This window comes from Treponema denticola (genome assembly GCF_024181645.1).
Taxonomy (GTDB): domain Bacteria; phylum Spirochaetota; class Spirochaetia; order Treponematales; family Treponemataceae; genus Treponema_B; species Treponema_B denticola_A.
The window spans coordinates 706,706-732,967 of sequence record NZ_CP058624.1; the positions used below are offsets into that span (position 1 = coordinate 706,706).

General features: G+C 38.0%; 26 protein-coding genes, 1 tRNA gene and 1 riboswitch. Of the genes, 14 read left to right on the plus strand and 13 right to left on the minus strand.

Translation table 11 applies throughout. The features are described from left to right. From rlmN to xseB, 8 genes are all read right to left on the minus strand, one after another. Positions 1 to 1,038 carry a dual-specificity RNA methyltransferase RlmN gene (gene rlmN, locus HO345_RS03255; protein ID WP_253683821.1) on the minus strand — a complete coding sequence of 346 codons (1,038 nt, stop codon included), beginning with the start codon at positions 1,036 to 1,038 and terminating at the stop codon, positions 1 to 3. Continuing rightward, positions 1,028 to 2,275, minus strand: a complete 1,248-nt coding sequence (locus HO345_RS03260; protein ID WP_253683823.1) for a tetratricopeptide repeat protein — start codon at positions 2,273 to 2,275, stop codon at positions 1,028 to 1,030. Before HO345_RS03260 ends, rlmN begins: the two co-directional genes overlap by 11 nt. A 55-nt stretch (positions 2,276 to 2,330) precedes the next feature. Further along, positions 2,331 to 2,633 carry a hypothetical protein gene (locus HO345_RS03265; protein WP_253683825.1) on the minus strand — a complete coding sequence of 101 codons (303 nt, stop codon included), beginning with the start codon at positions 2,631 to 2,633 and terminating at the stop codon, positions 2,331 to 2,333. Between the two features lie 298 nt (positions 2,634 to 2,931). Next, complete coding sequence (locus tag HO345_RS03270) at positions 2,932 to 3,204, minus strand: hypothetical protein (protein ID WP_010695776.1); 273 nt, start codon at positions 3,202 to 3,204, stop codon at positions 2,932 to 2,934. A gap of 108 nt (positions 3,205 to 3,312) precedes the next feature. After that, positions 3,313 to 4,410 (minus strand): DUF8086 family protein, encoded by a 1,098-nt coding sequence (locus HO345_RS03275; protein WP_253683827.1) that lies wholly within the window; start codon positions 4,408 to 4,410, stop codon positions 3,313 to 3,315. 25 nt (positions 4,411 to 4,435) lie between these two features. Continuing rightward, complete coding sequence (locus HO345_RS03280; protein WP_002668289.1) at positions 4,436 to 4,813, minus strand: RidA family protein; 378 nt, start codon at positions 4,811 to 4,813, stop codon at positions 4,436 to 4,438. A 70-nt stretch (positions 4,814 to 4,883) separates the two neighbouring features. Beyond that, positions 4,884 to 6,662 carry a DNA mismatch repair endonuclease MutL gene (gene mutL, locus HO345_RS03285; protein WP_253683829.1) on the minus strand — a complete coding sequence of 593 codons (1,779 nt, stop codon included), beginning with the start codon at positions 6,660 to 6,662 and terminating at the stop codon, positions 4,884 to 4,886. An 11-nt stretch (positions 6,663 to 6,673) separates the two neighbouring features. Beyond that, complete coding sequence (gene xseB, locus HO345_RS03290) at positions 6,674 to 6,910, minus strand: exodeoxyribonuclease VII small subunit (protein WP_002668301.1); 237 nt, start codon at positions 6,908 to 6,910, stop codon at positions 6,674 to 6,676. A gap of 301 nt (positions 6,911 to 7,211) precedes the next feature. Here xseB and HO345_RS03295 point away from each other — a divergent pair, with 301 nt between their 5' ends. The 12 genes from HO345_RS03295 (at position 7,212) to HO345_RS03350 (ending at position 20,529) form a co-directional block, all read left to right on the plus strand. Further along, positions 7,212 to 9,041 (plus strand): ABC transporter ATP-binding protein, encoded by a 1,830-nt coding sequence (locus HO345_RS03295; RefSeq protein WP_253683830.1) that lies wholly within the window; start codon positions 7,212 to 7,214, stop codon positions 9,039 to 9,041. Next, a complete protein-coding gene (locus tag HO345_RS03300; protein ID WP_253683832.1) occupies positions 9,031 to 10,824 on the plus strand; it encodes an ABC transporter ATP-binding protein in 1,794 nt (597 codons plus the stop codon). Before HO345_RS03295 ends, HO345_RS03300 begins: the two co-directional genes overlap by 11 nt. Positions 10,825 to 10,880: 56 nt before the next feature. Beyond that, positions 10,881 to 11,144 carry a FeoA family protein gene (locus tag HO345_RS03305; protein WP_366796522.1) on the plus strand — a complete coding sequence of 88 codons (264 nt, stop codon included), beginning with the start codon at positions 10,881 to 10,883 and terminating at the stop codon, positions 11,142 to 11,144. 23 nt (positions 11,145 to 11,167) lie between these two features. Further along, complete coding sequence (locus HO345_RS03310) at positions 11,168 to 11,392, plus strand: FeoA family protein (RefSeq protein WP_002668304.1); 225 nt, start codon at positions 11,168 to 11,170, stop codon at positions 11,390 to 11,392. Between the two features lie 3 nt (positions 11,393 to 11,395). After that, positions 11,396 to 14,230 carry a ferrous iron transport protein B gene (gene feoB, locus HO345_RS03315; protein WP_253683834.1) on the plus strand — a complete coding sequence of 945 codons (2,835 nt, stop codon included), beginning with the start codon at positions 11,396 to 11,398 and terminating at the stop codon, positions 14,228 to 14,230. A gap of 85 nt (positions 14,231 to 14,315) precedes the next feature. Next, positions 14,316 to 14,858: a hypothetical protein gene (locus HO345_RS03320; protein ID WP_253683836.1), complete on the plus strand. Its 543-nt coding sequence runs from the start codon at positions 14,316 to 14,318 to the stop codon at positions 14,856 to 14,858. A 9-nt stretch (positions 14,859 to 14,867) separates the two neighbouring features. Continuing rightward, positions 14,868 to 15,881 (plus strand): DUF4198 domain-containing protein, encoded by a 1,014-nt coding sequence (locus tag HO345_RS03325; protein WP_253683838.1) that lies wholly within the window; start codon positions 14,868 to 14,870, stop codon positions 15,879 to 15,881. Between the two features lie 77 nt (positions 15,882 to 15,958). Then, a riboswitch (cobalamin riboswitch) is annotated at positions 15,959 to 16,160 on the plus strand. Between the two features lie 322 nt (positions 16,161 to 16,482). Beyond that, on the plus strand, positions 16,483 to 17,301 hold the full coding sequence (locus tag HO345_RS03330; RefSeq protein ID WP_253683840.1) for a DUF4198 domain-containing protein: 819 nt from the start codon (positions 16,483 to 16,485) through the stop codon (positions 17,299 to 17,301). 10 nt (positions 17,302 to 17,311) lie between these two features. Continuing rightward, positions 17,312 to 17,497, plus strand: coding sequence for a hypothetical protein (locus HO345_RS03335; protein ID WP_010695805.1), 186 nt, complete (start codon positions 17,312 to 17,314; stop codon positions 17,495 to 17,497). 88 nt (positions 17,498 to 17,585) lie between these two features. Beyond that, positions 17,586 to 18,797 (plus strand): ZinT/AdcA family metal-binding protein, encoded by a 1,212-nt coding sequence (locus HO345_RS03340; protein WP_253683842.1) that lies wholly within the window; start codon positions 17,586 to 17,588, stop codon positions 18,795 to 18,797. Between the two features lie 85 nt (positions 18,798 to 18,882). Beyond that, positions 18,883 to 20,103, plus strand: a complete 1,221-nt coding sequence (locus HO345_RS03345) for a ZinT/AdcA family metal-binding protein (protein WP_253683843.1) — start codon at positions 18,883 to 18,885, stop codon at positions 20,101 to 20,103. 87 nt (positions 20,104 to 20,190) lie between these two features. Continuing rightward, positions 20,191 to 20,529, plus strand: coding sequence for a hypothetical protein (locus tag HO345_RS03350; protein ID WP_253683845.1), 339 nt, complete (start codon positions 20,191 to 20,193; stop codon positions 20,527 to 20,529). 60 nt (positions 20,530 to 20,589) lie between these two features. Here the strand turns inward: HO345_RS03350 and sufU are convergent, their stop codons facing one another. Both sufU and HO345_RS03360 read right to left on the minus strand, forming a co-directional pair. After that, positions 20,590 to 21,024: a Fe-S cluster assembly sulfur transfer protein SufU gene (gene sufU / locus HO345_RS03355; RefSeq protein ID WP_253683847.1), complete on the minus strand. Its 435-nt coding sequence runs from the start codon at positions 21,022 to 21,024 to the stop codon at positions 20,590 to 20,592. Between the two features lie 34 nt (positions 21,025 to 21,058). Continuing rightward, complete coding sequence (locus HO345_RS03360) at positions 21,059 to 22,261, minus strand: SufS family cysteine desulfurase (protein ID WP_253683849.1); 1,203 nt, start codon at positions 22,259 to 22,261, stop codon at positions 21,059 to 21,061. A gap of 153 nt (positions 22,262 to 22,414) precedes the next feature. On the opposite strand from HO345_RS03360, the gene HO345_RS03365 reads away from it, so the two are divergent. Together HO345_RS03365 and HO345_RS03370 are read left to right on the plus strand one after the other, a co-directional pair. Beyond that, positions 22,415 to 22,723, plus strand: a complete 309-nt coding sequence (locus HO345_RS03365; protein ID WP_253683851.1) for a BrnT family toxin — start codon at positions 22,415 to 22,417, stop codon at positions 22,721 to 22,723. Beyond that, positions 22,692 to 23,006 carry a BrnA antitoxin family protein gene (locus HO345_RS03370; protein ID WP_002679825.1) on the plus strand — a complete coding sequence of 105 codons (315 nt, stop codon included), beginning with the start codon at positions 22,692 to 22,694 and terminating at the stop codon, positions 23,004 to 23,006. Before HO345_RS03365 ends, HO345_RS03370 begins: the two co-directional genes overlap by 32 nt. A gap of 28 nt (positions 23,007 to 23,034) precedes the next feature. Here HO345_RS03370 and HO345_RS03375 read toward each other — a convergent pair. The 3 genes from HO345_RS03375 to HO345_RS03385 all read right to left on the minus strand — a co-directional run bounded on the left by HO345_RS03375 (position 23,035) and on the right by HO345_RS03385 (position 26,253). Further along, a tRNA-Val gene (locus tag HO345_RS03375) sits at positions 23,035 to 23,108 on the minus strand. A gap of 98 nt (positions 23,109 to 23,206) precedes the next feature. Further along, the gene (locus HO345_RS03380) at positions 23,207 to 24,691 is read right to left on the minus strand and encodes a peptide ABC transporter substrate-binding protein (protein ID WP_366796656.1); all 1,485 of its coding nucleotides are present in this window, start codon (positions 24,689 to 24,691) and stop codon (positions 23,207 to 23,209) included. 158 nt (positions 24,692 to 24,849) lie between these two features. After that, positions 24,850 to 26,253 carry a TP0584 family protein gene (locus HO345_RS03385; protein WP_253683855.1) on the minus strand — a complete coding sequence of 468 codons (1,404 nt, stop codon included), beginning with the start codon at positions 26,251 to 26,253 and terminating at the stop codon, positions 24,850 to 24,852. Positions 26,254 to 26,262: the final 9 nt, after the last annotated feature.

Genomic DNA, 26,262 nt, shown 5'->3' on the forward strand with positions numbered 1-26,262 from the left:
CTAACTTTGTTTTGTTGCAGTTGAGCCCAATTGGCCGCAGGCTCCTCCTATGCTTTGTCCTCTTTTTTGCCGTGTGCTTATATTTAAGCCGTCTTTCTTTAGATAAGTTTCAAAGTTACGTACTTCCGTCTCCGATGGACTTTTAAACTTCAAGCCTTCTACCGGATTCCAAGGTATTAAATTTATAAAACATTCAAGGCCTTTTGCAAATTCTATGACCTGCTGAGCTGCCTTTTTATCGGTATTAAGCCCCTTCATAAGGGCAAGTTCTAAAGTTACTCTTTTATTTGATTTTGAATTAAAATATTTTATTGCTTGCTTTAATTCGTCAAGGCTGTTTGTTTTATTGACAGGCATAAGTTCTGATCTTAATGTCTCGTCAGCAGTTGTCAATGATACGGCAAGGCGTACTTCGGGCCCATTTTCTGCCATCTCATAGATTCCCTTACATAGACCGGAAGTTGAAATTGTTATGCGCCTTTTGGAAAGATTTCTTCCTTTAGGATGAGCAAGAATGTTGATTGCCTTATCTATTTCGGGTAAATTCAACATGGGTTCTCCCATCCCCATAAAGACTATATTGTCCAAACTTCCAGCTTCTTTTTCCAAATGTAAAAATTGTTCTACGATTTCTGAAGCCGAAAGATTTCTTAAAAAGCCTATCTGTCCGGTCTTACAAAAAGCGCATTTCATCGGGCAACCGGCTTGACATGAAACACAGGCTGTTTTTCTTTTTGCCTTATCGGTAAGCAAGACGGTTTCTATTACGGCTCCATCATAAAGCTCTACAGCCAATTTGATTGTACCGTCTTTGTCTTTTAATGTTTCTTTTATTTTTGTCGAAAACAGAGAAAAATCTTTTTTTAGTTTAGAGCGCATATCCAATGAAATGTTGGTCATTTCATCAAAGCTCTGTACGCCTGAGGCTATCCAGTGAAAAATTTGTTGGGCTCTGAATTTTTCTTTTAGACCGCAAAAGTTTTGAATCTCTTCAGGAAACATTCCCGAAAGAGCAGTTTCATTCTTTTTAATGGTCATTTTTTGTCAGCTCAAACAAAAGGTCCGAAATCGTTTGATTTTTAATTCCAAGTTTTTGGAAATCCATTAAGGTTTCTATGGCTTTTTGCTTTTCTTTTTTTTCTATATAGCACTGGGCAAGTTCAAGATATACCCTATAATTTGTATCTTCGGTATCTTTAAGATGGGTTAGGGTAGTAATAGCCTGATCATATTTTTGCTGCAGCTTGCACAATATTGCAAGGCCTAACATTGCGTATGAATCAAAGTCTATATCAAGGGCCTTTTGATAGTTTTCTTTTGCTTTTTCAAAGTCATTCATGCTGCGGTAGGCATCACCTATTCGCGTTAAAATAACCTTGTTGTTAGGATCAAGTTCAAGTATTTTTTTCCAGTATACTATGGAGTTATATTGCTGGTTTAAACCTCTGTAGCAGTCAGCCAAACCAAAGAGGCCGTAAAAATTATCGGGTGAGCGTTCAAGGGCTCTTTCAAAATAATATACACCTCTATCAAAGAGCTTCATTTTTCGGTAACAGTTTCCAATAGATGTCAAGATACGTATATCTACCAATTCTCCGCTCGATTCCATTACCTTTTCCCAGTATACGAGGGCTTCCCGATATTTTTTAAAGTCGTAATTTAGGTGGCCCAAGCCTATTAGGGCATAAGCGTTTTTCGGGGATTTTTCCAATACTTTTTGATAAAGCTTTTCTGCCTTTTCAAATTCTTTGGTCTTTCGGTAAGCGTCGGCTACTCGGGTTAATACGGTAATATTTTTATCATCAAACTTAAGGTATTCTTCCCAGATAGCTATGGCTCTTGGAAATTGGTTCATTGACTTGTAGCAGTCTGCAAGGCCGAAAAGAGCATAGTTATTACTTGGATGATGTTCAAGGCATTGTTTGTAAAATTGTATTGCTTCATTGAATTTGTTGTTTTTGCGCTCTGCATCACCTAAGCCTACTAGCGCATAATTATTTGTAGGATCAAGTTCCAATATTTTTTTAAAAACATTGATCGCTTCGGTAATACTGTTTCCTTTTAAAAGGGAGTAGGCTTGCTTTGAAAGTTCGGATATTTCTACTTGCTTTGAATCTTCAGCGCTGAGTATCTCATCACTAAAGGGCGGTCTATTTATAAAATCAGATTCCCCAAGGTCAGGAATCTCTTCATCTAATTTGTTTTCGAAACTTTTTGTAGTCTCACCGGGACTATCTATATTTGCTAACTTTTTTTCATGTTTGATGTCTGACATTAATCCTCCATAAATGTGTGTACGTACATCTAAAATTAATTAAACGCTGCAATTTTTAAATAAGCATACGTATAATTTCTGCCAACTTATCCAGCAAAATACCTTCTTTATTGGTATTATGAGCCAGATGATAAAATTTTAATGCTTTCAGGTGTTCATTTTGGTTTGTGTAATAATCGCCTATTCTTACAAGGCCGTCCGAATAACCTGTTGTAATAAAAATCCTTTCTGCAGCAGCTATGTCCTTTTTATTATAAAGTTCATTACCTCGAAGGTTGAGTTTTGCCTTTTGCTCTGCAGTCAAGGTTTTAACAGGCAATTCGCTTGTTTTTATAAAACCTTCTTCAATTTTTTGCAATATTCTTCCCTTTAAATATACTTATATAAATATTTAAATTCATATTGTACGACTGTAAAAATAGTAAGCATTAACAAATTTAAAACAGCATTAATTGTAAAATGTTACATCAAAGACTTCTTCTAATAAGAAGTCAAAGCATAACAAATCAACATAAAGCTGATCTTATTTATACAATCAATTATCGGACATTATACCCTAGTTTTTGATTTAATTCAATAACTAATGGAAGAAAAGTATAACCAAAGAGTAGAATTCGGACAACTCTTTGGTTATTAGGAAGATTTATTTTTAAATATTATTCATCAAAATCATCATAATCTAAGTCATCATCGTCATCATCATATTCAAAGTCTTCGTCATCAAAGTCGTCGTCAAAATCATCATCATCGTCAAAGTCGTCATCATCATCAAAATCATCAAAGTCATCGTCAAAATCATCATCGTCGTCGAAATCGTCAAAATCGTCATCAAAGTCATCTTCGAAATCGTCGTCATCAAAGTCATCATTGTAAGAATCACTAAAAATTAAGGCATTATCGAATTTTTCCAATTCAAGATTTTCAAGCATAAACAACCCCTTGTACTACTATTAGTTTATATCTATATAATTATAATAGATGAGAGCTTGCATTTTTGTCAACTAGATAATATCAAATTTTTGTCTTTTTTATATAATTTATTGCCGGATTTTGTATACTACTAGGCCGGAGCGTCCTGTTTCAAAAAATCTTTGTTCTTCCCATGCAGAAATTATAATATCATTTTTGATTATGAAATATGTATAAATAAATCCTTCGGGGAGAGCAGGAAGATCTGTTTCCTTCCATTCTTGCGTTTCCGGATCTGTGTAAAAAAGGCGGCCTGTTTCTAAAAGAACGGCTTTAATAGATTTTTGAGCGTTTTCAGGTGAAAATTCACATACCGAGGCTGTAATTTCAAAATCTCCTGCATATGAGGTATTGGAATTTCGGTAAAAAATTATCTGCTTTGTTTTTAAATCTTCCGAAAACATCTCCGCTTTTATGTTTTTTTCAGTCATTTTGAGAATTTTACCTATCCCGTCCTTATCTTGAAAGTCGGTAACAGGAGAAGACGCGTTGATAAATTCTTCTTGGTTTATTTTGGAATAGTTTCCCTTTAATAGTTCTTCAAAAGAAGAAAAGGAAAAATAATCGAATTCTACACGGCCCTCTTGTTCCGTTTTAAGAGCCGCAAACCATTTTTTATTAAATTCCAAGGCTGAAATCTGTGAAATATTTTTAAGTTTAAAGTGTTCGGGGCGGATGAGGCTTAAAAGCTCTCCGTTTACGCTGTTATAGCGTAAAAGACTTGAAGGGCTTTCATCCTGAAGGATGGAGGAAAAGATAGTGTTTGTATATAATCTTATAAGGCTTCCGACGTCCGTTCTATAAAAACCTTCAGCCGTTTTTGTATAAAATTCGTTTTTTATTTCTATTATAGGTTCTTCTTCAATGGAAAATGCAGGTAAAATCCCTGCCTTATTTACAATAAAGAGGGGCGGATCATACATCAGCCCTAAGCCCGACACTCTTACAGCCTCTGTCCACGGCCTAAAGTCTTGCTCGGGAACTTTTTCGGGAGAATCCGTTTGCTTTAAACATGGAGTTTCCGATTCTTCGTCTTGAGTAAAATAATACCAGACCGTGCTTACAGGTTCGGTTTCCGCTTCGGCTTTTTCTGTTGAAGAGACTGTTTCAGGTTCGGCCTCTTTGTTTGCACAAGCGGCAAATAAGAGGACCGAAGCCAGAAGCACAGGAAAAACCCGCACTTTAAGTAAACTATGCAAGAGCGATCACTTCTATTTCGACGAGAGCATCTTTAGGAAGACGGGCAACCTGTACGGCCGATCTTGAAGGATGGTTTGAAGAGCCGAAGATTTCTGCATATACCTCGTTCATTGCAGCAAAATTATTCATATCGCTTAAAAAAACGGTGGTTTTGATTACCTTGTCGATGCTTGTTCCTGCCTGTTCCAAAATTGCCTTTACGTTGAGTAAGGACTGGCGTGTTTGGGCTTTAATTCCTTCAGGAAAGGCTCCCGTAGCAGGATCCAAGGGGATTTGCCCCGACGTAAATACAAAACCGTTTGCCTTAATTCCCTGAGAATAGGGGCCGATGGCTGAAGGTGCCTTGTTTGTTGCGATGATTTCTTTCATTTAAAACTCCTTAAAACAAATTTTATGCGTTTATTTTAATCGTTTAAGGCCTCATAGTCAAGCACGGGATTTAAGTTCGTTTTATCCGTTTAAAAAGTTCCGTGCGGTCGATTATAAAATAGAGGGGGCGGCCGTGGGGGCAGAGCGGTTCGGGGAGGGCGAAAGTTTTAACCGCTATATTGTATGCAGAAACAGGATCGATTATGTCGCCGTCCTTGCAGGCGGCACGGCAGGCTGATCTTGCAAGGATGTGGTGCATGAGTCCCGAAGGATCTTTGCCTGAACCTGCAAGGTCTTCTTTTAAGTCTTTTTCCGTTCCCTGCCATCTTATGGGAACCGCCCTTATAATCCAAAGGCCTTTTTTTTCTTCACTTATATTAAAGCCTGCTTTTTGAAGCTCTTGGAGGTTTAGCCTTATGATTTCATCGTCTTTTTCGGATTCCGTTTCAATGCGGTAAGGAATTAAAAGCTCCTGCGAGGGGCCGAGGCTTTTTTTTAAGCCTTCAAAGAGGATACGCTCGTGGGCGGCATGCTGGTCTATTATATAGAGGGCATTGTTTTTTTCGACAGCGATAAAGGTGCCGCAAAATTGGCCTAAAAATTTAAAGTCGGATTTGGGGAGGTCTTGCGGAGTTGTTGACACTTCCTGAAAAGCTATCGAGGCTTCAAGCTGCTTTATCGGAGATGACGGCCAATAGGTTTTTGTGCTGTTCTGCCGATAGTCGAAGGTATTGCTCTGGCGATAGTTTTTTGTGCCGGCCGGATTATAGCTTTGGTTTAAATCGGCAGCTTCATATTCAGTTTTTTCAAAATCAAAGCCTCGCGTATATTCAGGCTGATAGCTTTCCTTTAAAAGATCGGAAACCGTTTTTTGCTTGTAAAAGGAGCTTATGGTTGAGCTTAGGCTGTGATGAATTTCTTTATAGTCCTCGAATTTTGCTTCTTTTTTTGCAGGATGAATATTGAAGTCGACTCTTTCGGGGTCTACATTTAAAAACACAAAGGCTGCGGGAAAGCCTCCGTTGGGAAAATAGCCTTCCGAGGCATAGCAAAGGGCTTGAACAAGGCCGTATTCGTTTATCCGCCTTCCGTTTACAAAGATGTAGATATTCCGCTTGTCGGAGCGGACAACTGCGGGGCTTCCTAAAACAGCTTTAAAAGAAAAGCCGTCTCCTTCTTGGTTTATCTCATAAAAAAGCTCTTCAGGTTCTTTAAGGCTCATGGCTGCAAGGCATCTTTCTTTTAAGGATGAATGAGGCGGAAGAATGAGCTTATTTATTCCGTCCGCTATATAACGCATTTCGATATTGTAGTGGGGCAGGGCTTTTTCGACAAAGGTCTGACGGCATTGGGCTGCCTCATATTGAGGACGTTTTAAAAATTTTTTTCGGGCAGGGAAGTTTTCAAAAAGATTTTTAACTTCGACTGTTGTGCCCTTATTTAGGCGGGCAGGAGAAATCTTTCCTAAGGAAAGTTTCCAAGCTGCGGGGCCTTCGCGGGTGGAGGTAATTTCGAGGGAGCTTACCGCCTGCACCGATGAAAGGGCTTCACCTCTAAAGCCCAAGCTCCGTAAGTGAAGGAGGTCTTCAGCCTCTTCTATTTTGCTTGTGGAATGGGTATGGGTACAAAGTTCCAAGTCTTCCCTAGTCATTCCGCAGCCGTCATCGCTCACCCTTATTGCACTTATTCCGCCTTCTTCTATTTCTACTATAATTTGAGAGGCACCCGCATCTATCGAGTTATCCAATAGCTCCCGCACAACAGAGGCCGGCCGCTCGATAACTTCTCCGGCGGCTATTTTGCTTGCGGTTTCTTTTGATAAGAGTTTTACGGGCTTGTATTCTCTCATGCCGGCTTCCTTTAAACGTTTTCCGTTACCGTAAACAGGTCGAGCTCCGGCTCTTCTTCTGGCAGTACTGGCTGGTTTAATAAGACTTCAATCTTTCCTTCCATTTTTTCTATATCTTTTTCGAGCCCTTTGGCAAGCTTTATGCCTTCTTCAAAGAGGGAAAGAGCCTTTTCCAAAGGAATATCGGAGGAGCGTATGTCATCGCTTATCTTTTCAAGTTTTTCCAGTCTTTCTTCAAATTTTTTCATATACAAATACTATCCTTTTTTTTAATGAGGGTCAAGTCTTCTTTACGAATTCCGATAGCGGCGGATAAGCGAAACATTGACATGATTTATAAATTTTGATAACATGTATCAAAGATTGTAATTTTTAATAGATATAAAATGAGAGGAAAATAAATTGAATAAATAGACAAAAATAGCCGCCGATTACAGATTTTAAGTTTCTTTTAAAACTAGATAACTTCTAAAAACTTGTTTTTTGAGGAGTGCTGTAATGGTGTGCCTTTTAAGTTGTAAACTTTTTTCTTTTGTCTAGGAGTTCAATATGTTAAAGAATTTTATTAAGTGCATCTGCACTGTTTTTAAATACGGAGCCTTTCCGGCTGTAGTCTTATTTTTTCTTTCGGTTTTTACGGGACTGACCCTTCCTTTTACGGTTTTATATACTCAAAAACTAATCGATTCTATAATTTTATTTTTAAAAGAGTCTGTTGTTTTGTCTTCCGTTTTATGGAATGCCGCTGTTTTAGCCCTAATCATTCTTTTTATGAATCATGTTAATTTTATAAGCAATATAGCCTTTATCTATCTTGAAAAAAAATTGACTTATAATTTATCCGAAGCTATTTTAACCAAGATGCTTAAGATAGATTTTGCATGTTTTGAGGATGCTGCATTACACGATGCATTAAAGGAAATCAGGAGCCGGCCTGCAAAAAAAGTTATAAATCTTTTTAAAGAATGTAGGGCATTCCTTTGTGACAGTATAAAACTTTTTGGAATGGTTTTTATCTTCTCAAGGGTTTCCCCTTGGCTGAGTCTCGGCTTTTTTGTTTTTTTAGTTTTGGATTTTATAAACGAATATATTGCAACAAAAAAAATCCAAGCTATCTATGCTTCTCAAGTTTTTGATGAAAGAGAACTCGAAGATTTAAGCTCTATCCTTTCAAATAAGGATGCCTTGCCCGAATTAAAAATATTTTCTGCTGTTCCTTTTATCGTAAAAAAATTTAAGGATAAGTATAAGGTTTTATTAAAGGAAAGAATATCGATTACCCTAAAATCTTACCGTTATATGGGGATTGCTTCCGTAATAATGATAGCATGGTTTTCTTTTTTAATCTTTGTTTTGATTCGGTTAATCATAAGAGGACAAGTGTCTGTAGGAATGTTTACAGGTCTTATAGCTTCAATAACGGAAATTTATTATTTGCTTGTATTTATGTCTCAAAGTTTTTGGGGTTTAATCGATGATAACAAAAGTATCGGCTTTTTGTACACATTTATGGATCTTCCACATGATATTCACTATAACAAGATGCGGCATGAGGAAAACATTTTGGAACAAAACATTTTCGATAAAAAAAATGCAATCATTTTTGAAAATGTTTCTTTCCATTATCCTAATTCTGAAAAAGAAGTTTTAAAAAATATTTCTTTTAGGATAGAAGCGGGAGCTCACATCGCCTTGGTAGGAAAAAACGGCAGCGGAAAAACAAGTTTGATAAAACTGATTGCGGGGCTTTATAAGCCTTCAGCCGGAAATATCTTTATAGGTTCAAAAAACATAAACTCTCTTTCCCGCGATGCTCTTCATAGGGAGTTTAGTGTTGTGTTTCAAGATTATGCAAGCTATCAGATGACTCTGCGTGAAAATGCAGCACTGGGAAGCATTGAATTTTTAAACGATGATGAACACCTAAAAAAATCCCTTGCCCTTATTTCAGATGATCCTGTTTTTGATGATCTGGATAAGCATCTTGGAAAATTGGAAGAATCGGGAACGGAGCTTTCGGGAGGACAAAAACAAAAACTTGCAATTGCAAGGGCTTGTGCCTCTAAAACTAATTTTATAATTTTTGATGAACCTACGGCTTCATTGGATCCTTCAGCCGAAAAAGAGATGTATCAAAATCTTCAAAAAATTATAGGTACTTCCAATAGGGGGCGGGGCTGTATTTTTATCTCTCACCGTCTTGCAAGTGCAAAAATGGCAGACATAATTTTTGTGCTCGATGAAGGAAGAATAATAGAAAAAGGCTCCCATGATGAACTTATAAAAAACGGCGGCCTTTATTCTAAAATGTACAAGGAGCAGGCCTCTTGGTATAAGGATGAGCCTGACACTAATACGGAGGAAACTTATGAAAAATAATTATCTATATCGTTCTTTTAAATTTACTTTTGGGGTAAGTCCCGTTTCACATATTCTGGTTTTAATTGAGGAGATTTGGCAAGCCTTGTTTCATTCTATTGCAGCTCTTCTTTTAAGCGGTTTTATTGACACCGTTATAGCTTATTCTCAAAAAAGGGTTGAAGCAAAAAGTCTTTTGCTTTATGCTTTGAGTTTTGCCTCCCTTTATGTCTTACAGGAATTATGGTCTCTTGTCTATAACGGCACAATGAATATCGGAATGTATGAAAAACCGAATAATTATGCCAATCTTTTAATTGCAGAAAAAGCTTCACGCTTACGCTTAATCGAATTTGAAGATGCAAATATTTTAAACATGTATAAGTATGCTAAGGATAACATAGAAAACGAATATGTGCCTTATCTTGTAATGCGTATGATTTATATTTTTTGCCGATTTATCGAAATAGCCTCTTTAACATTTGTAATAAGCAAATTCGATTGGCGGCTTTTCTTTGTTGCAGTCATTTCGGTTATTCCTTATTTTATTACCCGCCTTATCCGCGGAAAAGAAATGTATAAATATAAATCGATTCAAATTCCTGAGGAGAGAAAACTGGATTATCTTTGGTCTCTTTTTACGGACAAGAGTGCAGGGAAAGAATTACGTATTTCAAGATCCGATGAGTACATAAAAGAAAAATGGCTTAAAAAGAACAAGGAAGTTTTTGATCCATTTTGGAAGTTAAAGAAAAAAGATGCCTTTTCCGTTTTGTTTTGCGACATGCTTTCTTCTATGGGATATGGAGTTGCCGTTTTTATCTGTCTTTACCTTGCCTTAAATAAAACAATCAGCATCGGAAACTTTGGAGCGGCCATCGGTGCTTTTACTATGATTCAGTTTTGTATGCGGAAACTTTTGGAAGCCCTAGGCTCGATTTCAATGTATGCCGCTCACACAAAACATTTTTTCGATTTTTTGGATTTAGCCGAAGAAGAAGCTGCCGAGTCTAAAAAATCGGCCGCCGAATTTAATAATTCGGCTTGTAGTTTAAAAAATTGCATCGAATTGAAAAACGTTTCTTTTTCATATCCGAATAAAGATAAAAAAGCTATTGAGGATATAAATCTTTCCATTAGAAAAGGAGAAACAATAGCTCTTATAGGCGAAAACGGTTCGGGTAAGACCACTCTTTCTAAAATTATTTTAGGGCTTTATGAGGTGGACGAGGGTTCTATTCTTTGGGACGGTACCGATTTAAATTTTCTTGACAAGGATGCTCTTTATAAAAATATTTCTCTTACTCTTCAAAAGCCTGTTCAATATAATTTTAGTTTGAGAGAAAATGTTGCAATTTCAGATTTGAGCAAGATAAACGAAGAGGTAAAAATTATAGAAGCCTTAAAGGAAAACGATGCAGATTATCTTTTAGAAAAAACAGGCGGTTTGGACGGAAGACTTGGGCGTATTTTTAATGGAGCTGAACTTTCAGGGGGAGAGTGGCAGAGGCTTGCCCTAAGCCGCTGCCGTTTTAAAAATGCCGATTTTTTAATCCTTGATGAGCCGACCTCGGCCCTCGATCCTATCGAAGAAAGTCTTGTTCTAAAACGGTTTATAAGCCTTATCAAAAACAAAACCGCTGTAATTATCTCGCATAGGGCGGGCTTGTGCAGGCTTGTCGACAGGGTTGCCCTTATGAAGGAGGGCAGGCTCATAGCTTTAGGTACCCATGACGAGCTTTTTTCTTCTTGTGAGGAGTATCGGATGCTTTATTCTGCTCAGGCTGATTTGTATCGAGATTAAAACTGAATTTTTAATTTTTTTTCATTTATGCCTTGATTAAAATAAAAAAATAATGTATGGTCGTTGCAACATTTTGTGAGAGGTTGCTGACATTGGTACCCTTAATTATTTTAAAGGAAGGCGACAAGGCCTCCGTACTTAAATTTGACGGAACGGGGGCCGAATTTTCCCGCCTTCGCAGTCTTGGAATAGATATAAATACGGAAATAACCGTTGTTACTTCTCAGGCCGATAAAAAAGGGCCTATTTTGCTTTTGGTAAACGGTTCAAAATATGCGGTAGATTATAATCTTGCTTCTAAAATTTTGGTGCGTTTATAGTATTGAGGAGATTGGAGATTTAAATGACTCTTGATGAATTGGAACAAGGAAAAAAAGGAATAATAGAAGATCTTGAGATAAGCGGAATGACTTTGCAAAGGCTTATAAGTCTTGGGTTTACACCCGGAGCTGAACTTTCGGTTGTAAGAAAGGCTCCGCTTTTAGATCCCTTTGATATTTCCATCTGCGGTTCGCTTGTTGCAGTCCGCAAGGATGAAGCTAAAAAAATCATTGTAAAAGAAGTTTAGAATATGAAAAAAGAAAAAATAAATATTGCTTTTGCCGGTCAGCCCAACTCCGGTAAGTCAACCCTATTTAACATGATGACGGGAGCTCATCAGCATGTTGCAAACTATCCGGGTATCACCGTCGAGAAAAAAACGGGAGAGTATTTTGCTCTTGATCAATCGGTTTTTATTACCGACTTGCCGGGTACTTACAGCCTTACTTCCTATTCACCGGAAGAAAGAGTAACCCGTAATTTTATCCTCCGTGAAAAGCCCGAGCTTTTGGTAAACATTGCCGATGCCTCAAATTTGGAAAGACATCTTTATCTGACATTTCAGCTTTTGGAAATGAACTGTCCTATTGTTATGTACTTAAACAAGATGGATTCTGCAAAAAATGCAGGCTTGCAAATCGATGTCGATAAAGTTTCTTCTCTTTTAGGTATTCCTATAATAGCCGGTTCGGCCAAGAAAAAAGAAAAGGTAAACGAATTAAAAGAACTTATTTCAAAAACGGCTGAAAGCTCCGACCCGCAAAATCCCTTTATGCTTACCTACGGTGAGGATATGGAATCCTATTTGGAAAAAATTGTCGAAAAATTAAAGAATTCTGCAAAGGACGAATTTTTTCCTATTCCCTTAAGATGGCTTGCAATCAAGCTTTGCGAAAAGGATTCCGCAGTTATCGAAGAAGAGGGTAAAAATTTTACAAACTTTGATTCCATTTTAACTTTTATAAAAGAAATAGAAGCCGAGCACAAGGAAAAACATAAGCACAGCTTTGAAATAGAAATAGCTCTTGCCAGATCCGCTGCGGCAAAAAAAATTGTTGAAGCTGCGGTTTCAAAAAAAGAGCTTGAACAAAAAGCCGTCGAGTCCTTAAATATTAAAAGAAAAATTACCGAGGTTATTGCCGCCCTTATTCTTTGTTTTGTAACCTATGAGATTTTGGATTCCCTCTTTTTGCTTTTGCCAATTCCTATCTTTGCAAATAGCATTCTACGCTTGATTCTTAGTATAGCCGGAGCCTTTGCCTTTACGGGAGGAGCTGCTCTTATCTATACTAAAGGCAGTTCAGGCAGTATAAATTCAACCGACAGAATCGACAAAGTGCTTTGCCACAAGGTTTACGGTCTTTTGATTTTGGTTGAGCTTGTTTTGGTTTTCTATTGGATAACGGTAGTTTTGGGTTATAAGATGACCGACAAGGTTTTCCCGATATTTAAATTTGTCAGAACAATAGTTTCTCAGCTTATTTATCCTGAAGGACTTATAAACGAGGGCCCATTAAGAGGTTTGTTTTTAAGCGGGATAATTGATGGGGCAATAATGATTTTAAACTATGTCCCAATCTTTTTCTGCTTGTTTGCTCTCATTGCTTTTTTGGAAGATGTCGGCTACATGGCCCGCCTTGCCTTTATCATGGATAGGATTTTACGCAAGTTCGGTTTACACGGACAGTCAACCCTTCCTATGATTCTCTCGGGTGTTATAATGGGAGGCTGCGTTGTTCCCGGTGTTATGTCCACAAGGACAATCAGGGATGATAAGTCAAGATTGGTAACGATTCTTATCTTGCCCCTTCTTAACTGTATGGCAAAGATTCCTTTTTATGTTTTAATTACGGGAATATTTTTTACAAGCTACCAATGGATAGTTCTAGGCGGAATTTCGTTTTTTACATTGATAGTCGCCCTGATTGTTGCAAAATATTTCAGCCTCTATGTTGTTCACGGCAAACCTGAGCCTTTTGTACTTGAGCTTCCGGCTTATAATATGCCGACCCTTAGAGGTGTTTTAACACGCACCTTTGAACGCTTATGGAGCTTTATAAAAAAAGTTGCAACGACTGTAGTTGCCGTTTCAGTTATAATTTGGGCAGGTGTAAATTTTCCCTCTTTGAACTCTGAAAAAACTGCTCAATATGAAGCAAGAAAAGCAGCTTACATTCAGGACTTTGCAGGAAAATTAAACAATTCCTATTCCCAATATTTTGCTTCCGAAAAGGGATTTATAGAATATCAGCGTTTAACCGAAAAGCTTTATTTGTATGATGCTATAAACCGGTTCGGCGGAGCTAAGGGCATGGAAAGGAATATAAACAGGTTGTTTTTACAAAATCCCGAAATGACAAAAATAGCCTTAAAAGGAAAAATTGAACTCGGCAGCAATATAGGAACTTTTAAAAATTATCTTGATATGTATTCTTCCGCAAAAAAAGATTTTGATAAAGCATACAATGATGCTCAAGAATTTCAAAAGCCTATTTTAAAGGCTTCATTTTATGCTTATTGGCAAAAGCTGAATCCTTACTTCTTCGCCCTTGTCAGAACCGGAAAAGTGAAAATTTCAGGCACAGCTGTAATCGATTCCGAAGCCGCTGCCGCTGCAAAGGCTATACGCCCTGCAAGTGCAGACCTAAAGCTTATCTCCGTACAATTGCGTAAAGAAACTTTGGAGAACTCCGTTTTGGGATATTTGGGAAAGGCAATGGAACCCGTTACAAAATATGCGGGCTTCGATTGGAAGGTAAATATCGCAATTCTGGGTTCCTTTGCCGCAAAGGAAGCTCTTGTTTCGACCTTGGGCACTATTTACAGTGTTGAGTCTTCAAGCGAGGATTCGGGTAAAGTTTTGGAAGCCCGCATTCAGGATAAGGAAACGGGATTGACCCCATTAGACGGTCTTACCATTATGATTTTGATAGCCCTTTTCCCGCCCTGTATTGCTACCGTTATGGCAACAAAGACCGAGACACAGAGTGTGGGTTGGACGCTATTCAGTGTTATGTATCCAGTGGTCCTGAGTTCGCTGGTTGCCGTCCTAGTTTTCCAGCTGGGAAGATTGTTCGGCTTTTGATTGTAAAAGAAATTTAAGGAAAACTTCTAAAGCTGAGGCTTTTAGAGGTTCACATTTAGAATTATAAATTTATGGGAGTTTATAGATGAAAAAAATATTTATCGTATTTGTTTTAATGATGTGTTCTATTATGCTTTTTGCACATTCGCCCCTATTGACCGTTGAAGATAACGGAGACGGAACTATCTATGTTCAAGGCGGATTTTCAAATGGAGCTTCGGCTGCCGGTGTTAAACTTTATCTTACCGATAAGGCTTCAGGGCAAAAAATCTGGGAAGGAGAATTCCCCGATGTAGGCGAACTCAATCTGCCTATCCCGAATGTTCCGTATACGGTAACCTTTGATGCGGGCCCCGGCCATATTATCGTAAAAAACGGCCCCGAGCCTGAAGGCGGTTTCGGCAGTCAGTCTGCTTCTTCTGAATCAATGGGAGAAAACGAGTCAGCCGGAGATGCTGCTCCGGCTCAAAAGCCCGTTGCTGTCTCAAGTTCCGCAGGCTGGGTTCCTATGGATACCGTTTCGGCAATGCCCGGTGTCGGTCCTTCGTTTACGGCAATCTTGGCCCTTGTACTTGCCGTAATAAATTCGGTACTGATTGTTTTCCTATTCAAAAAACAAAAAAGGTAGGTGTAAAAAGTGAAAAAGCTATTTTTTTCCGTATTGCTATGCTGTACGGCGTTGGGCCTTTTTGCTCACTTTCAAATTATTTATACTCCGTCTTCAATAATCGAAGCTTCAAATAACAAGGTAGATTTTATAATTTCTTTTACCCATCCCTTTGATTCAGGCCTTACCATGGACATAGGTAAAAATGAGGCAGGTGAAGTAAAAGGGTTAAAGGAATTTTATTCCGTTCATAAAGAAAACAAGACCGACTTAATGTCCTTTTTAAAAAAGGGAGAATTTGAATCCGCTGAAAGCAAGGCCTTTGCGTATACCCTTGAATTTGATAAGGGGGCCGGTTTTAAGGGCGGCGGAGACTGGGTCTTGGTTGCCGTTCCTCATCCTTATTTTGAAGCAGCCGACGACGGATATATTCAGCAGATAGCTAAGGTCTTTATCAATAAGGCCGGACTTTCAACCGATTGGCAGTCAAGGGTTGCCGAAGGTTATCCCGAAATTTTGCCCTTGGTAAAGCCCTATGAGATTTGGGAAGGCGGTGTGATCCGTGCCCTTGTTTTGGACTCCGATGGAAAACCCGTGCCTTATGCTCAGGTTGAATTTGAAAACATGAATTACGATGTGGATATGGCAAACAAGAAATTTACCGGAGAACCCAAACTGCAAAAAGCAGGTGCCGGAATGATAATGGCGGATAATACCGGCGTTTTCGAGTTTATTCCTCCTTGTCCTGGATATTGGGGCTTTGCTGCTCTTGGGGTAGGGAAGGAAAAGGAATTCGGAGGGAAAGAACTTTCTCAAGATGCCGTTATTTGGTTTGAGGTCAGCAAGATTGAAGATGCGGCCGAACAGGCTGATAGTACAAAACAAGCCGATATATCTTCTTCTGACGGAGAGCCTTCTGAAAGAGCAAAACCCAAGGAAGGATTTTCGCCTGCGTCCCTCATAATAGTAATCTTGCTTTTTGTAGTTATGTTTGCTTGGCCTCCTATCTTTAAAAAGATTTCGGATAAGGCTGAAAATAAGTAGGTAGCAAATAGATAAACAAGCCCTTTGGTGACCCATTGGGGGCTTGCTTTTTTTTTGAAAATATTTATAATTACCCGAAGGTTATAGACAAATAAGGTTCTTAAATTAATTTTTAAGATTAAAAGGGAAACCGGTGAAAAACCGGCACAGCCCCCGCTACTGTAATTGAGTTTGTTTATCATAATGCCTCATGTATTGGAGGCATAAGCCACTGTTAATATGGGAAGGCGATAAACTTTAAATCATAAGTCAGGAGACCTGCCTATTTGTATTACGAAATCCTTCGGAGGGAAGGAAAATCGGAAAACTCATTATTGTGCAACTCTATTTTACTGTCAGCTTTTTCTATAAGCGAAACTGATGCCTTGCGTTTTTCGTATTTTCTTTATTTAATCTCCGATTTATTTTTAATTAAAAGTTTGCTGTTCCGTCTTTGGGGGCTTGCTTTTTTTTAAAGAATAAGATAGATTGTAAGCGGTGATTTACATTTGGATTTGAAAAAAAAGATTTTTCCGTGAGTTTAAAGCAAAACTTTTGGTTCTATCTTTTTTGAACTTAAGATAATGAGTCTTTAGACTAAAATATTTATAGGAGAGTTTCTATGAAAAAAATTACAGGAATAGTTTTACTTTTATTCTTTGTAGCTGTGGCTTCATTTGCACACTTCCAAATGATTTATACCCCGACTTCAGTAGTTGAAGGCAATTCCGTTGATTTTAAGATTGTTTTTACACATCCTGCAGAATCAGGCCATACAATGGATATCGGTAAAAACGAGGCCGGAGAAATCAAGGGTTTTGAAAAATTCTTTTCCGTGCACAAGGAAAAGATTCAAGATCTTCTTCCCTCATTAAAGAAAACAGAGTTTTCAACTTCAGAAAATTCGGCTTCAGCCTATGACCTTACCTTAAATAAGGATAACGGTTTTAAGGGAGGCGGAGACTGGGCTTTGGTAGCTGTTCCTCATCCTTACTATGAAGAGTCCGAAGGCGGCTATATTCAGCAGATTACCAAGGTCTTTATCAATAAGGCAGGTCTTGATACGGACTGGAGTGCAAGATGTGCCGAAGGTTATCCCGAAATCATGCCATTGGTAAAGCCCTATGATGTTTGGGTAGGCGGACTTTTCAGAGGTACTGTTGTAGACTCAAAAGGCAAGCCTGTTCCCAATGCAGAAATTGAAGTTGAATATATCAACTTTGACTTAAACATGAAAAAAAGCAAATTTGAGAAGAAGGCAAAAACAAAAAATGCCGCCGCTACTATTTTAGCCGATGCAAACGGAAACTTCTCCTTTGTTCCTCATAAGGCCGGATACTGGGGCTTTGCTGCCCTCGGTGCAGGTAATGTAAAAGAATTTGCCGGTAAAGAACTTTCACAGGATGCTGTACTTTGGATTGAGGCAGTGCCTGTAAAATAAGGTCTTCATTATGACAGTAGGAATGGTTTTGACTATTTCTATAGTTGCAGGTGTGATTCTCTTACTCATCCGTAAATATTACAGGATATTTAAGGGTAAGGCTTCGGCCTGCAGCTGCGGAGAAAAAAATATCAATCCTAAGAGCGGCTGCGGTTGCGGATGCTGCGGTTGTTCTGCGGAAAATAAAAAAGGCTAGTTCCTTTTTACTTTAAGCCAAGAGTTGTTTCTTGTTTAAGTAAAAAGTTAGCTACACATAACTTATATTAACTTAAAGGAGTTTAATTATGGTTAATAAAAGAATGGGTGCAAAGATTGCACTTATACTGGTTACACTCGCAGTTATTTTTACTGCATGTAAGTCTATGCCTGCTGTAGTGGAAGTAAGTCCCGATAAATTGGTAGCAGGACAAGAACTTGCAGCTTGGAAAGGTAAATGGGTTTCTACTTATACGGTAATGAATGATGCGTCATTGAATGCAGCCTATAAGAAGACTGCTGAAGGGATGCCTTATTATACTGAAGGCGGTTTGAAGGCTGCCGTCAAAGATATGTATGGAAGTTCTGTAACCGCTATGAAATTTAACGGTACCAATAAGGTTACTCTTACAATGCAGAAGGAAGACGGTAGTAAATCCAATGTAGTATGTGAATACAAATACATGGGTACGAAGGCTGTTCCCGGTTATGAGGGTTCACTTTGGTATACGTTTGAAGCGGTAAACCCAGGAAAAGAATTGCAGGCTGTAAAAAATATGATTATTATGCCTCCTCATCAACACGGAGATGGTCCTGTTCATTGGCATGTTCGTTTCGGCTACTACGGTTTTGATTGGCTTATAAACGGAGAAAAATCATGGCCTACCTTTGTTCCGGCCTCAACAAAAAAGAACGATATGTTAAAGGGTGCAGAATCTTCAATTGAAACTATGCCTAAATGGACGGATGCAGCTCCCTTTAAGTCTTATGCAGAACACGGAAGGTGGATCAATAGTCTCCTTGTTTTTGAAAATTCAAGCAAAGAGGTTATGGATGTCTATGCTAAGCTCATCAAAGAGTTTGAAGGAAAAAATCCTAAGGGCGGAGACTTTACCAGAGCAGAAATTATTGCAGAATTGCAAAAAAGCGATGACAGTTTAAAAGATTTTACTCATCTTGAGTTTAATATAAAAGACGGAAAAAATGAGCTTATAGTTTTTAAAGGTTCGAAAGAAATCTTCAGATCAAACTATGTAAGAGTTGCGCCCGGCAAGGCAAAGGCTTATATGACAATGAAAGCCGAAAAGAAAGATGCCGGAATGTTCTCTCTTATATCCTTTGTAGTTGTTCATGGTGCTCCTAATTATCACTTCCATTTGTGGTACGGAGCAACCGAAGAGGATATTGCTGCTCAGAGAGGTACCCCTACCTGTTACAAGGTAGATGTTCCTGCCGATATCCGAGCTAGCGGTATTGAAAGATCCGCAAAAAGAACTCTTTCAGCATTAACCGGAAAATAGTTCTGTTATTAAAAATGAAATTGCTGCCGATTGTTTAAATATAAATCGGCAGCATTTAGTCATAATTTTATTTTAAGGAGATGTTATGTCTAATAAAAAAATCGGTGCAAAAATTGCACTTATTTTGATTGCTGTTGCGGTAGCATTTACTGCATGTAAGTCCATGCCTGAAGCCGCTAAGTCGGCTAAGGCTGAAGTTGAAAAACTTATTCCCGGAATGGAATTGGCTGCCTGGAAAGGTGAATGGGTTTCGGTGGATGTTGTAAAAAATGATCCTTCTTTGAAAGAATTATACAAAGAAGCTGCATCAAAGAATTCAAATTATACCCAAGAGGGTATCAAAGATGCTATTGAAGGAAGAAGAAAGACGCCTTTTGCAAGGGTAAAATTTGACGGGACTAATAAGATAAGTTTTACCGTTATTGATGCAGACGGAAAACAAAAAGAGATCGTTGCCGAATATAAATATCTAGGCAAGGTTCCTATGCCCGGTTATGAAGGTTCTTTTTGGGAAACATTTGAGGCTGTAAAAAATGTACGCGGACTTACTATGGCCAAGTATATGATCTGTACTCATCCTCATAGCCATGACGGAGGACAGGTTCACTGGCATGTAAGATTCGGCGGAACGAATATTGATACCCTTGTAAAAAAAGCCGATCCTTCTTATTGGCCTACCTATGTTGCAGGTTCGACAAGCAATGAAAAACTTTTGGAAAATTTTAAAAAATCGATAGAATCAAGTGCTGCCAAACTTCCTGCACCCTTTGCCGTTTATGCTAAAGAAGGAAAATGGATGAACAGCTCCTTAATTTACGATAATACAAGTGCTGAAGTTAATGCTGCTTACGACAAAATCATCAAAGAATTTGCCGGAAAAAATCCTAAGGGCGGAGACTTTACAAAGGCCGAAATCATTGCCGAAATGAAAAAAGCATACGGAACAACAGAGCTTTATACTCACATCGAATTTGTTACCGAGAACGGAAAGAACGAATTTGTCATGTATAAGGACGGAAAAGAAATTTACAGGGCAGCTTATAAGAGAGTTGCCGAAAATGCTGCAAAACCCGGCTTGGCCGTATCTACGGATAAAAAAGATGCCGGAATGTTTAAGATAATTTCTTTTACTAACCCTGGCGGAAGTCCTTTACATTTCCATTTTTGGTATGGTATGAATGATGCAGATTTTTCCAAAATTAAAGAGAAGCCTACATGTATACCTGCAAATACACCAAACAAAATGATTGCAGAGAGAGTTGAAAAATCTTGCCGCAAGATTTTAAAAGGTATTGTTGAAAAATAATTGTATTGAGACTTTTTATATGAGGTATGATAAACAGTTGGGCATAAGTATTGCTCACTGTTTATCTGCCGATAGGAGAGAAGAAAAATGAAAAAAAGAACAGCTATTTTTATTTGTTTTTTAGTGTTGGGAGCAGCTCTTTTGTTTGCTCATGCCCCGATGTTGTATTGCTATGACAATGGTGACGGAACCTTTACCTGTGAAGGCGGTTTTTCCGACGGCTCATCTGCCGCCGGCATAGAAATCCGAATCGAAAACCCTAAGGAAAAAGATGCAAAAAAGAAAGTTCTATTTACCGGTAAACTCGATAAAAAGGGTGAGATTACAATTAAGTACGCCGATATCAAAGTAAAAGACTTTTTAATTATCTTTGATGCAGGACCCGGCCATGTGGTAAAAGTAAAATCAAGCGATATCGAAAAATAAGATTTACTTGATTTTTTTTAAAAAGGGACTTTGTTTTTACACAGTCCCTTACAACAAGTCTCACTTTTTTTCGTTTAAAAGAACATCGGCACTGTGCCAGCTTAAAGTTGCACATTTTATACGTGCCGGCATTTCGGCAAAGTATTCCAAGATTTGCGCATCTTCCAATTCTTCTTTTTCTTCTTCCGAAATTTCTTTTCCGTTCATCATCTTAAAAAATATTTCTACTTTGCGTTTTCCTTCTTCGGCTTTTTTTCCTTTTATAAGTTCAATCAGCATATTTGTAGAGGCTGTAGAAATGGCGCAGCCCCTTCCTAAAAAAGAAGCCTCTTCTATGATTCCATCTTTTTCCCTGATAAGCAGAGTAAGGTCATCACCGCATGAAGGATTATGACCTCTTTCTATCTTTACTCCTTCGCCCGAAAGTTCGCGGCAGTTTTCTTTTTTTCGGGAGTATTCTAAAATCATTTCCTGATAAATTGTATCTATGTCCATTTATGTTCCTTATCGATATTATTTTTAAGTTTTTCTAATCCTTTAAAAAAACGCTTTTTACTTTTTTTAAGGCTGTAATCATAACGTCTATGTCTTCCTTGGTGTTGAAAATAGAAAAACTTGCACGGCAGCAGGAATTTATATTTAGGTAAGCCATCAGGGGCTGCGTACAATGATGTCCGCTTCGAACCATAACGCCGTATTCGTTTAAGATGTAGGAGGTGTCATGCGAGTGCACGTCTTTTACATTAAAGGCTATTATACCCGCCCTCTCCTCAGCATCGGTGCCGTAGGTTTCTACAAAGTCAAGTTTTTTTAATTCGGAAAGAGCATAAGAGTCCAATTCTTTTACGGTTTTTTCTATATTGTCATAACCGATTTTTTCGATATATTCTATTGCATTTTTAAGAGAAACTATGGCAGCTGTATCGTGGGTGCCGCCTTCGTATTTGTAGGGGGCTTCCTTAAACTCGCTTGATTCTTCTGAAACAAAGTTTATCATATCTCCGCCGTATAAAAAAGGCGGCATCTTGTCCAAGAGCTCTTTTTTTCCGTAAAGAACCCCGACACCGAAGTCCGAAAAAATCTTGTGTCCCGAAAAAACTAAAAAGTCGCAGTCAAGGGCTGATACGTCCTGCTTGTAGTGAGCAATGGCTTGGGCTGCATCAACCACAACAACGGCTCCGCTCTCATGGCTTAGTTTTATTACCTCTTCTACAGGGTTTATAATTCCTGTAGCATTTACCACGCTTGAGATGGCGACCACCTTTGTTTTAGAGGAAAGTTTAGCCTTAAAGTCATTTATATCCAAGGTGCCGTTTTTGTTAAGATAGATAAATTTTACGGCAGCCCCCGTTTGTTTTGCAACAAACTGCCAAGGTACGAGGTTTGCATGATGGTTTGATACCGCCAATAAAATTTCATCTCCGCTTTTAAGCTGTGATAAGCCGTAACAATAGGCAATTATATTGAGAGCCTCGGTAGAATTTTTTGTAAAGATAATGCTTTCAATTTTGTCGGCTCCGATAAATTCGGCCGTTTTTTTTCGTGTTTCTTCAACCAAAATAGAAGAAGCTATTGCAAGGGAATGAGAACCTCGGCCCGCATTTCCGTTTGAGTGTAAAAAATATTCTTTAATGCCTTCTATAACCGGCATAGGCCTCTGTGCTGTTGCCGCCGAATCCAAATAATGAATGTTAGGATTTTGCATAAGCAATGGAAAATCGTTTTTGTACATCTATTTCTATGCTCCTTAAAGCCGCATTTCTCTTTATTTTACATAAAAATAAACCTTTTGTCCAGCAATGGGGGAGTGGGATTCAGGCTAATTGAATTATAAAACCGAACTATATAAGTTGACAAAAAGTAATACATATTGTATAATAAGAATATGGAAAACGAAAAAACAACAAAGCGGTTTTTTGAATGGGACTACGAGAAAGAACAGCGTAATATAAAAATACATAAAATCTCATTTGAAACTGCAAAACTCGTTTTCAATGATAACAACCGAATTGAATTATTCGATATAAACCACAGCGGGGCAGAAGACCGTATTATTACTATAGGAAAGGTAGATAAGGTGCTGTTTGTTGTTTACACCGAACGAGGAGAAAAAACACGGATCATATCCGCAAGAGCCGCCACAAAAGCGGAAAGGAGACTTTATGGCAATAGTTACATCGGTTTTACACGGTAACGAAAAACCGACCAAAGAACAAATTGAAGAGATTAGGCGTGCCGCAAAAATGCCCATTGTATACGATGAAGATTGCCCGCCCTTAACTAAGGAGCAAATAAAGGAATTTGCACGTATAGCCAAAGAACAGCGCAAACTTCGAAAAAAACAGGTAGTAGCAATCCGGCTTTCACCCGAAACCGCTGAAAAAGTCAAAGCTCTAGGTAAAGGCTACAGCTCTGTGTTAAGCCGTATTATTGATGAGGCCTTTCGAAACCCCGAACTCCTGCAAAAATGTTTATAAAGCGGTAATGAATGATTAAAGGAAGGATTGGGCGCTGACGGGATCGAACCGCCGACATTCTGGGTGTAAACCAGACGCTCGTACCAGCTGAGCTAAGCGCCCAATGACATGGATATTATTACAAATCACAAAAAATGTCAATACATATTTTGTAAAAAAATGAAGTTTTTTTTGCCGCAGTCTCATCGCTTCTTTTTGAGCTATTTATTTAATTTTACAAGTCCCGGCACCGGCTGAGGCTTGATAAATTTTATAAACTTAAATGGATGTATATCTATTGCATTTGAATACCAGCCGCCTATGGAATAAATATCTATAATATTTACACTTAACCTATAGGATATCGGAATAATCACGCTCTCTCCCAGCAAGAGCTCTTCTGCCTTGCTCAACATTTCGTATCGTTTTTTAAAGTCTTTTTCGGCATGGGACTTGAGGATTATTCTTTCAAATTCCTGATTTTTCCAGTCCGAGTCATTGAGGTTGGAATTCGGCCGGAACATCTCCAAAAAGGCCAGAGGGTCTGCGAAGTCCCCTATCCAAGTGATTGTTCCCAAATCGTAATCATTTGTTTTTAGGCTGTTATAATAAGCGTTCAAAGAAATAAGCTTAACTTCGGTTTTTACCCCGATTTTTGCCCATGCGGCCGATAGAATTTCGGCTAATTCTTGATAATATGTATTTTCAGGTATTTTAATTACTACCTTTTTTTGTTCTTCGTTTAAATTAAGCTTATCTATGATTTCTTGGGCTTTTTGCAGGTTATATTCATTTACACCCTGAATTTTGGGGTAGCCTGCAAGAGGAAAAATCAAAGTTTCAGCCTTTATAGGATAGCCCTTGCGTAATTCCTCGTATGGAACAGCTAAAAGAAGAGCTTTTCTAAACTCTGCCGCCTTAATATTCGGAGATGAAGTCTTAAAGAAAAAATAATCCGTTGCAAAAAGAGGATCGATATTTACACAACGCTGATCTCCTATTTTAGAAATCACATCGCTTCTTGAAAGCCAATGAATCTTTCCTATATTGAATTTTTCGATAGCTTCTTCCTTGTTTAAATCGAGGAAGAGGTTTATTTGAGGAATTTGAACATTATCCTTATCCCAATAGTGTTCGTTTTTTACCAAAATCAGCTCTTTTTCGGAAAATTTTTTTATCCTATAGGCACCGCTTGATATGGGTTTAAAGCTGTCCCTTAATTTTTCTATTCTTTCTATGTTAGAAAATTTTAAGGCCGCTTCAAGCTGAGAGGTTTCAACCGCTGAAAAGGCATGATGGCATAGAATATTGGGAAGGTGCTCAATTTCTGTATTTGTGGTTATTAAAAGAACTTGCCCGCTTTCGGCTTTTATTCCCACCTGATTTTTATTTTTTAGTTTTCCGTTACGGTAATCGGCGGCTCCATCTATGCAGTCTAAAAGTGAAGCATAGGGATGGTTGCCGGCAGGATTTAAAAGATTCAGCCATGAGTCGACAAAGGTTTGAGCCGTTATGGGCTTTCCGTTTTCAAATTTTGCATCTTTTCTGATTGTAAAACGCCATGTTCTTCCGCCTAAAACACTGTGCTTTTCAGCAAGTGCCGGAACGGGCTGCAATGTATAAGGATCATATACAAAAAGGCCTTCACAAAGGGCCGTTAAGATTTGGGCTTCTCCTGCATCGAAGGCCGTATGAGGGTGAAGCATTGGTATCCCTGAACTTATGGAAATATTCAGTTCTTTTTTTGGGTCTTCTTGCGAAAACAGGCAAAAGGATAGTAAAAACAAAAATAATGCTAATAGTTTATTTTTCATATAGCCGATATTATATTGTTTTTTTTATTATTATTCAATCGGATTATACTTTAGATAACCCCGAGTTTTTTCATTTGGCTTACTTCTTCGCTGAGAGTCTGATATTCGGCCCGGTATTGGTTTGCCTTTATAATCGAATTTGTGATTGTTGTAATTTCTATCTTAATACCTCTTATTTTGCTTCTAAGCTCAGGTTTTACGTTTTTATAAAATTCGTCAAGCCCTCCAAGCTGTTTTAGGATTTCATTGCTGTCGCTTATGTATTTTGTGAGGCTGTTAAAAAGAAGCTCGTTCGGCATTGTTTTTATTTTTTGATTCACAACCGAATTCGGCATCAAAATACTTTGGAATAAGGCTATCTTTTGAAGCACTTCTTTTTCAAAAACGGAATAGTTAATTGTTTGTTTTTTTGTATTTTGATTGATATTATCGGTAATAATGATTGTTATATGCTTTTCAGGAGGCTCCAATTTTAAAACCTGTCTGAAAATTTCAGCAATTTTTCTAAATATTGTATTTTCGGATTTATAAACGAGCTCTTGATTTGATTTTATTTTATCCAGAGCTGCTTTTAAGTGAGGAGCGGAATTTGAAAGAACCTTTAAGCCCGATATTAAAATAGGTCTGTGGTTGACTTCTTTATTTTCAAAAGAACTTTCCTTTGGTTTAACTTCAAGGCGGGATAGAACCTCCTGTTGTAATATGGCCGAATCATCCCCGTAATCTTCTCTGATTATTTCGACTATAAGATCCGTGTAAAAAGGCTTTTTCTTGAGCTTTAGGGTGAAAATCTTTTTTATTTCCCTTAGTATATTTGAAGGATTTGCACAATCCGCCTTGGTTATCTTTACTGAAGGTATAATTTCTCTGCGTATTAAAAGTTTGTATTCTTCACGGTGAAAGATGGAAAGGCTTTTAAGCTGGGTATTGATATATGTTTCGCTTTTTCCAAGATGGGCTACAGAATCCCGTAAAAGACTGCTTGATAATTGGTCCGGACTTTTAAAAAGGTTATTTATTATATCGGCTATAGCTCGGGTATTTGTATGATTTGATGTATTTGTAAAATCCGACCAAATAAAGGTGCTGTTTAGTTCAAGAAGGATGGAAATTCTTTTGGGAGTTAAAAACTCGGTATTAAACTGATAATAATTGTTGACAAATTCCAGCATTGTTTCATAATGGGCCAAGCGGGTTCCTATAACGCTAGCCTTCTCCGAGTCTGCAAAATTTTCTTTGCTGGGAATTTCAACCTCAGTCATTTTACTGTCATATTTATAAGGATCATCATGGATGACCCGTTTTTTTAAAAGAGTGCTTCTGACTGCGTGAAGTGCACTGCTTTGAATATTGTAGTTTTCCCTCACCTTGGGAAGAATTTGAGAATTAAACTCATTTCTTTTTGTTTCAAGGATTACCGAAAGTTCCTCAACAAAGTTTTTTCTATTTTCCATACCACACTT

Coding starts and splice junctions, on each gene's coding strand:
- rlmN (WP_253683821.1), bottom strand. CDS start 1,038: ATGACCATTAAAAAGAATGAAACTGCTCTTTCGGGAATGTTTCCTGAA.
- HO345_RS03260 (WP_253683823.1), bottom strand. CDS start 2,275: ATGTCAGACATCAAACATGAAAAAAAGTTAGCAAATATAGATAGTCCC.
- HO345_RS03270 (WP_010695776.1), bottom strand. CDS start 3,204: ATGCTTGAAAATCTTGAATTGGAAAAATTCGATAATGCCTTAATTTTT.
- HO345_RS03280 (WP_002668289.1), bottom strand. CDS start 4,813: ATGAAAGAAATCATCGCAACAAACAAGGCACCTTCAGCCATCGGCCCC.
- mutL (WP_253683829.1), bottom strand. CDS start 6,662: ATGAGAGAATACAAGCCCGTAAAACTCTTATCAAAAGAAACCGCAAGC.
- xseB (WP_002668301.1), bottom strand. CDS start 6,910: ATGAAAAAATTTGAAGAAAGACTGGAAAAACTTGAAAAGATAAGCGAT.
- HO345_RS03295 (WP_253683830.1), top strand. CDS start 7,212: ATGTTAAAGAATTTTATTAAGTGCATCTGCACTGTTTTTAAATACGGA.
- HO345_RS03300 (WP_253683832.1), top strand. CDS start 9,031: ATGAAAAATAATTATCTATATCGTTCTTTTAAATTTACTTTTGGGGTA.
- HO345_RS03305 (WP_366796522.1), top strand. CDS start 10,881: ATGGTCGTTGCAACATTTTGTGAGAGGTTGCTGACATTGGTACCCTTA.
- HO345_RS03310 (WP_002668304.1), top strand. CDS start 11,168: ATGACTCTTGATGAATTGGAACAAGGAAAAAAAGGAATAATAGAAGAT.
- feoB (WP_253683834.1), top strand. CDS start 11,396: ATGAAAAAAGAAAAAATAAATATTGCTTTTGCCGGTCAGCCCAACTCC.
- HO345_RS03320 (WP_253683836.1), top strand. CDS start 14,316: ATGAAAAAAATATTTATCGTATTTGTTTTAATGATGTGTTCTATTATG.
- HO345_RS03330 (WP_253683840.1), top strand. CDS start 16,483: ATGAAAAAAATTACAGGAATAGTTTTACTTTTATTCTTTGTAGCTGTG.
- HO345_RS03335 (WP_010695805.1), top strand. CDS start 17,312: ATGACAGTAGGAATGGTTTTGACTATTTCTATAGTTGCAGGTGTGATT.
- HO345_RS03340 (WP_253683842.1), top strand. CDS start 17,586: ATGGTTAATAAAAGAATGGGTGCAAAGATTGCACTTATACTGGTTACA.
- HO345_RS03345 (WP_253683843.1), top strand. CDS start 18,883: ATGTCTAATAAAAAAATCGGTGCAAAAATTGCACTTATTTTGATTGCT.
- HO345_RS03350 (WP_253683845.1), top strand. CDS start 20,191: ATGAAAAAAAGAACAGCTATTTTTATTTGTTTTTTAGTGTTGGGAGCA.
- sufU (WP_253683847.1), bottom strand. CDS start 21,024: ATGGACATAGATACAATTTATCAGGAAATGATTTTAGAATACTCCCGA.
- HO345_RS03360 (WP_253683849.1), bottom strand. CDS start 22,261: ATGTACAAAAACGATTTTCCATTGCTTATGCAAAATCCTAACATTCAT.
- HO345_RS03365 (WP_253683851.1), top strand. CDS start 22,415: ATGGAAAACGAAAAAACAACAAAGCGGTTTTTTGAATGGGACTACGAG.
- HO345_RS03370 (WP_002679825.1), top strand. CDS start 22,692: ATGGCAATAGTTACATCGGTTTTACACGGTAACGAAAAACCGACCAAA.
- HO345_RS03380 (WP_366796656.1), bottom strand. CDS start 24,691: ATGCTTCACCCTCATACGGCCTTCGATGCAGGAGAAGCCCAAATCTTA.
- HO345_RS03385 (WP_253683855.1), bottom strand. CDS start 26,253: ATGGAAAATAGAAAAAACTTTGTTGAGGAACTTTCGGTAATCCTTGAA.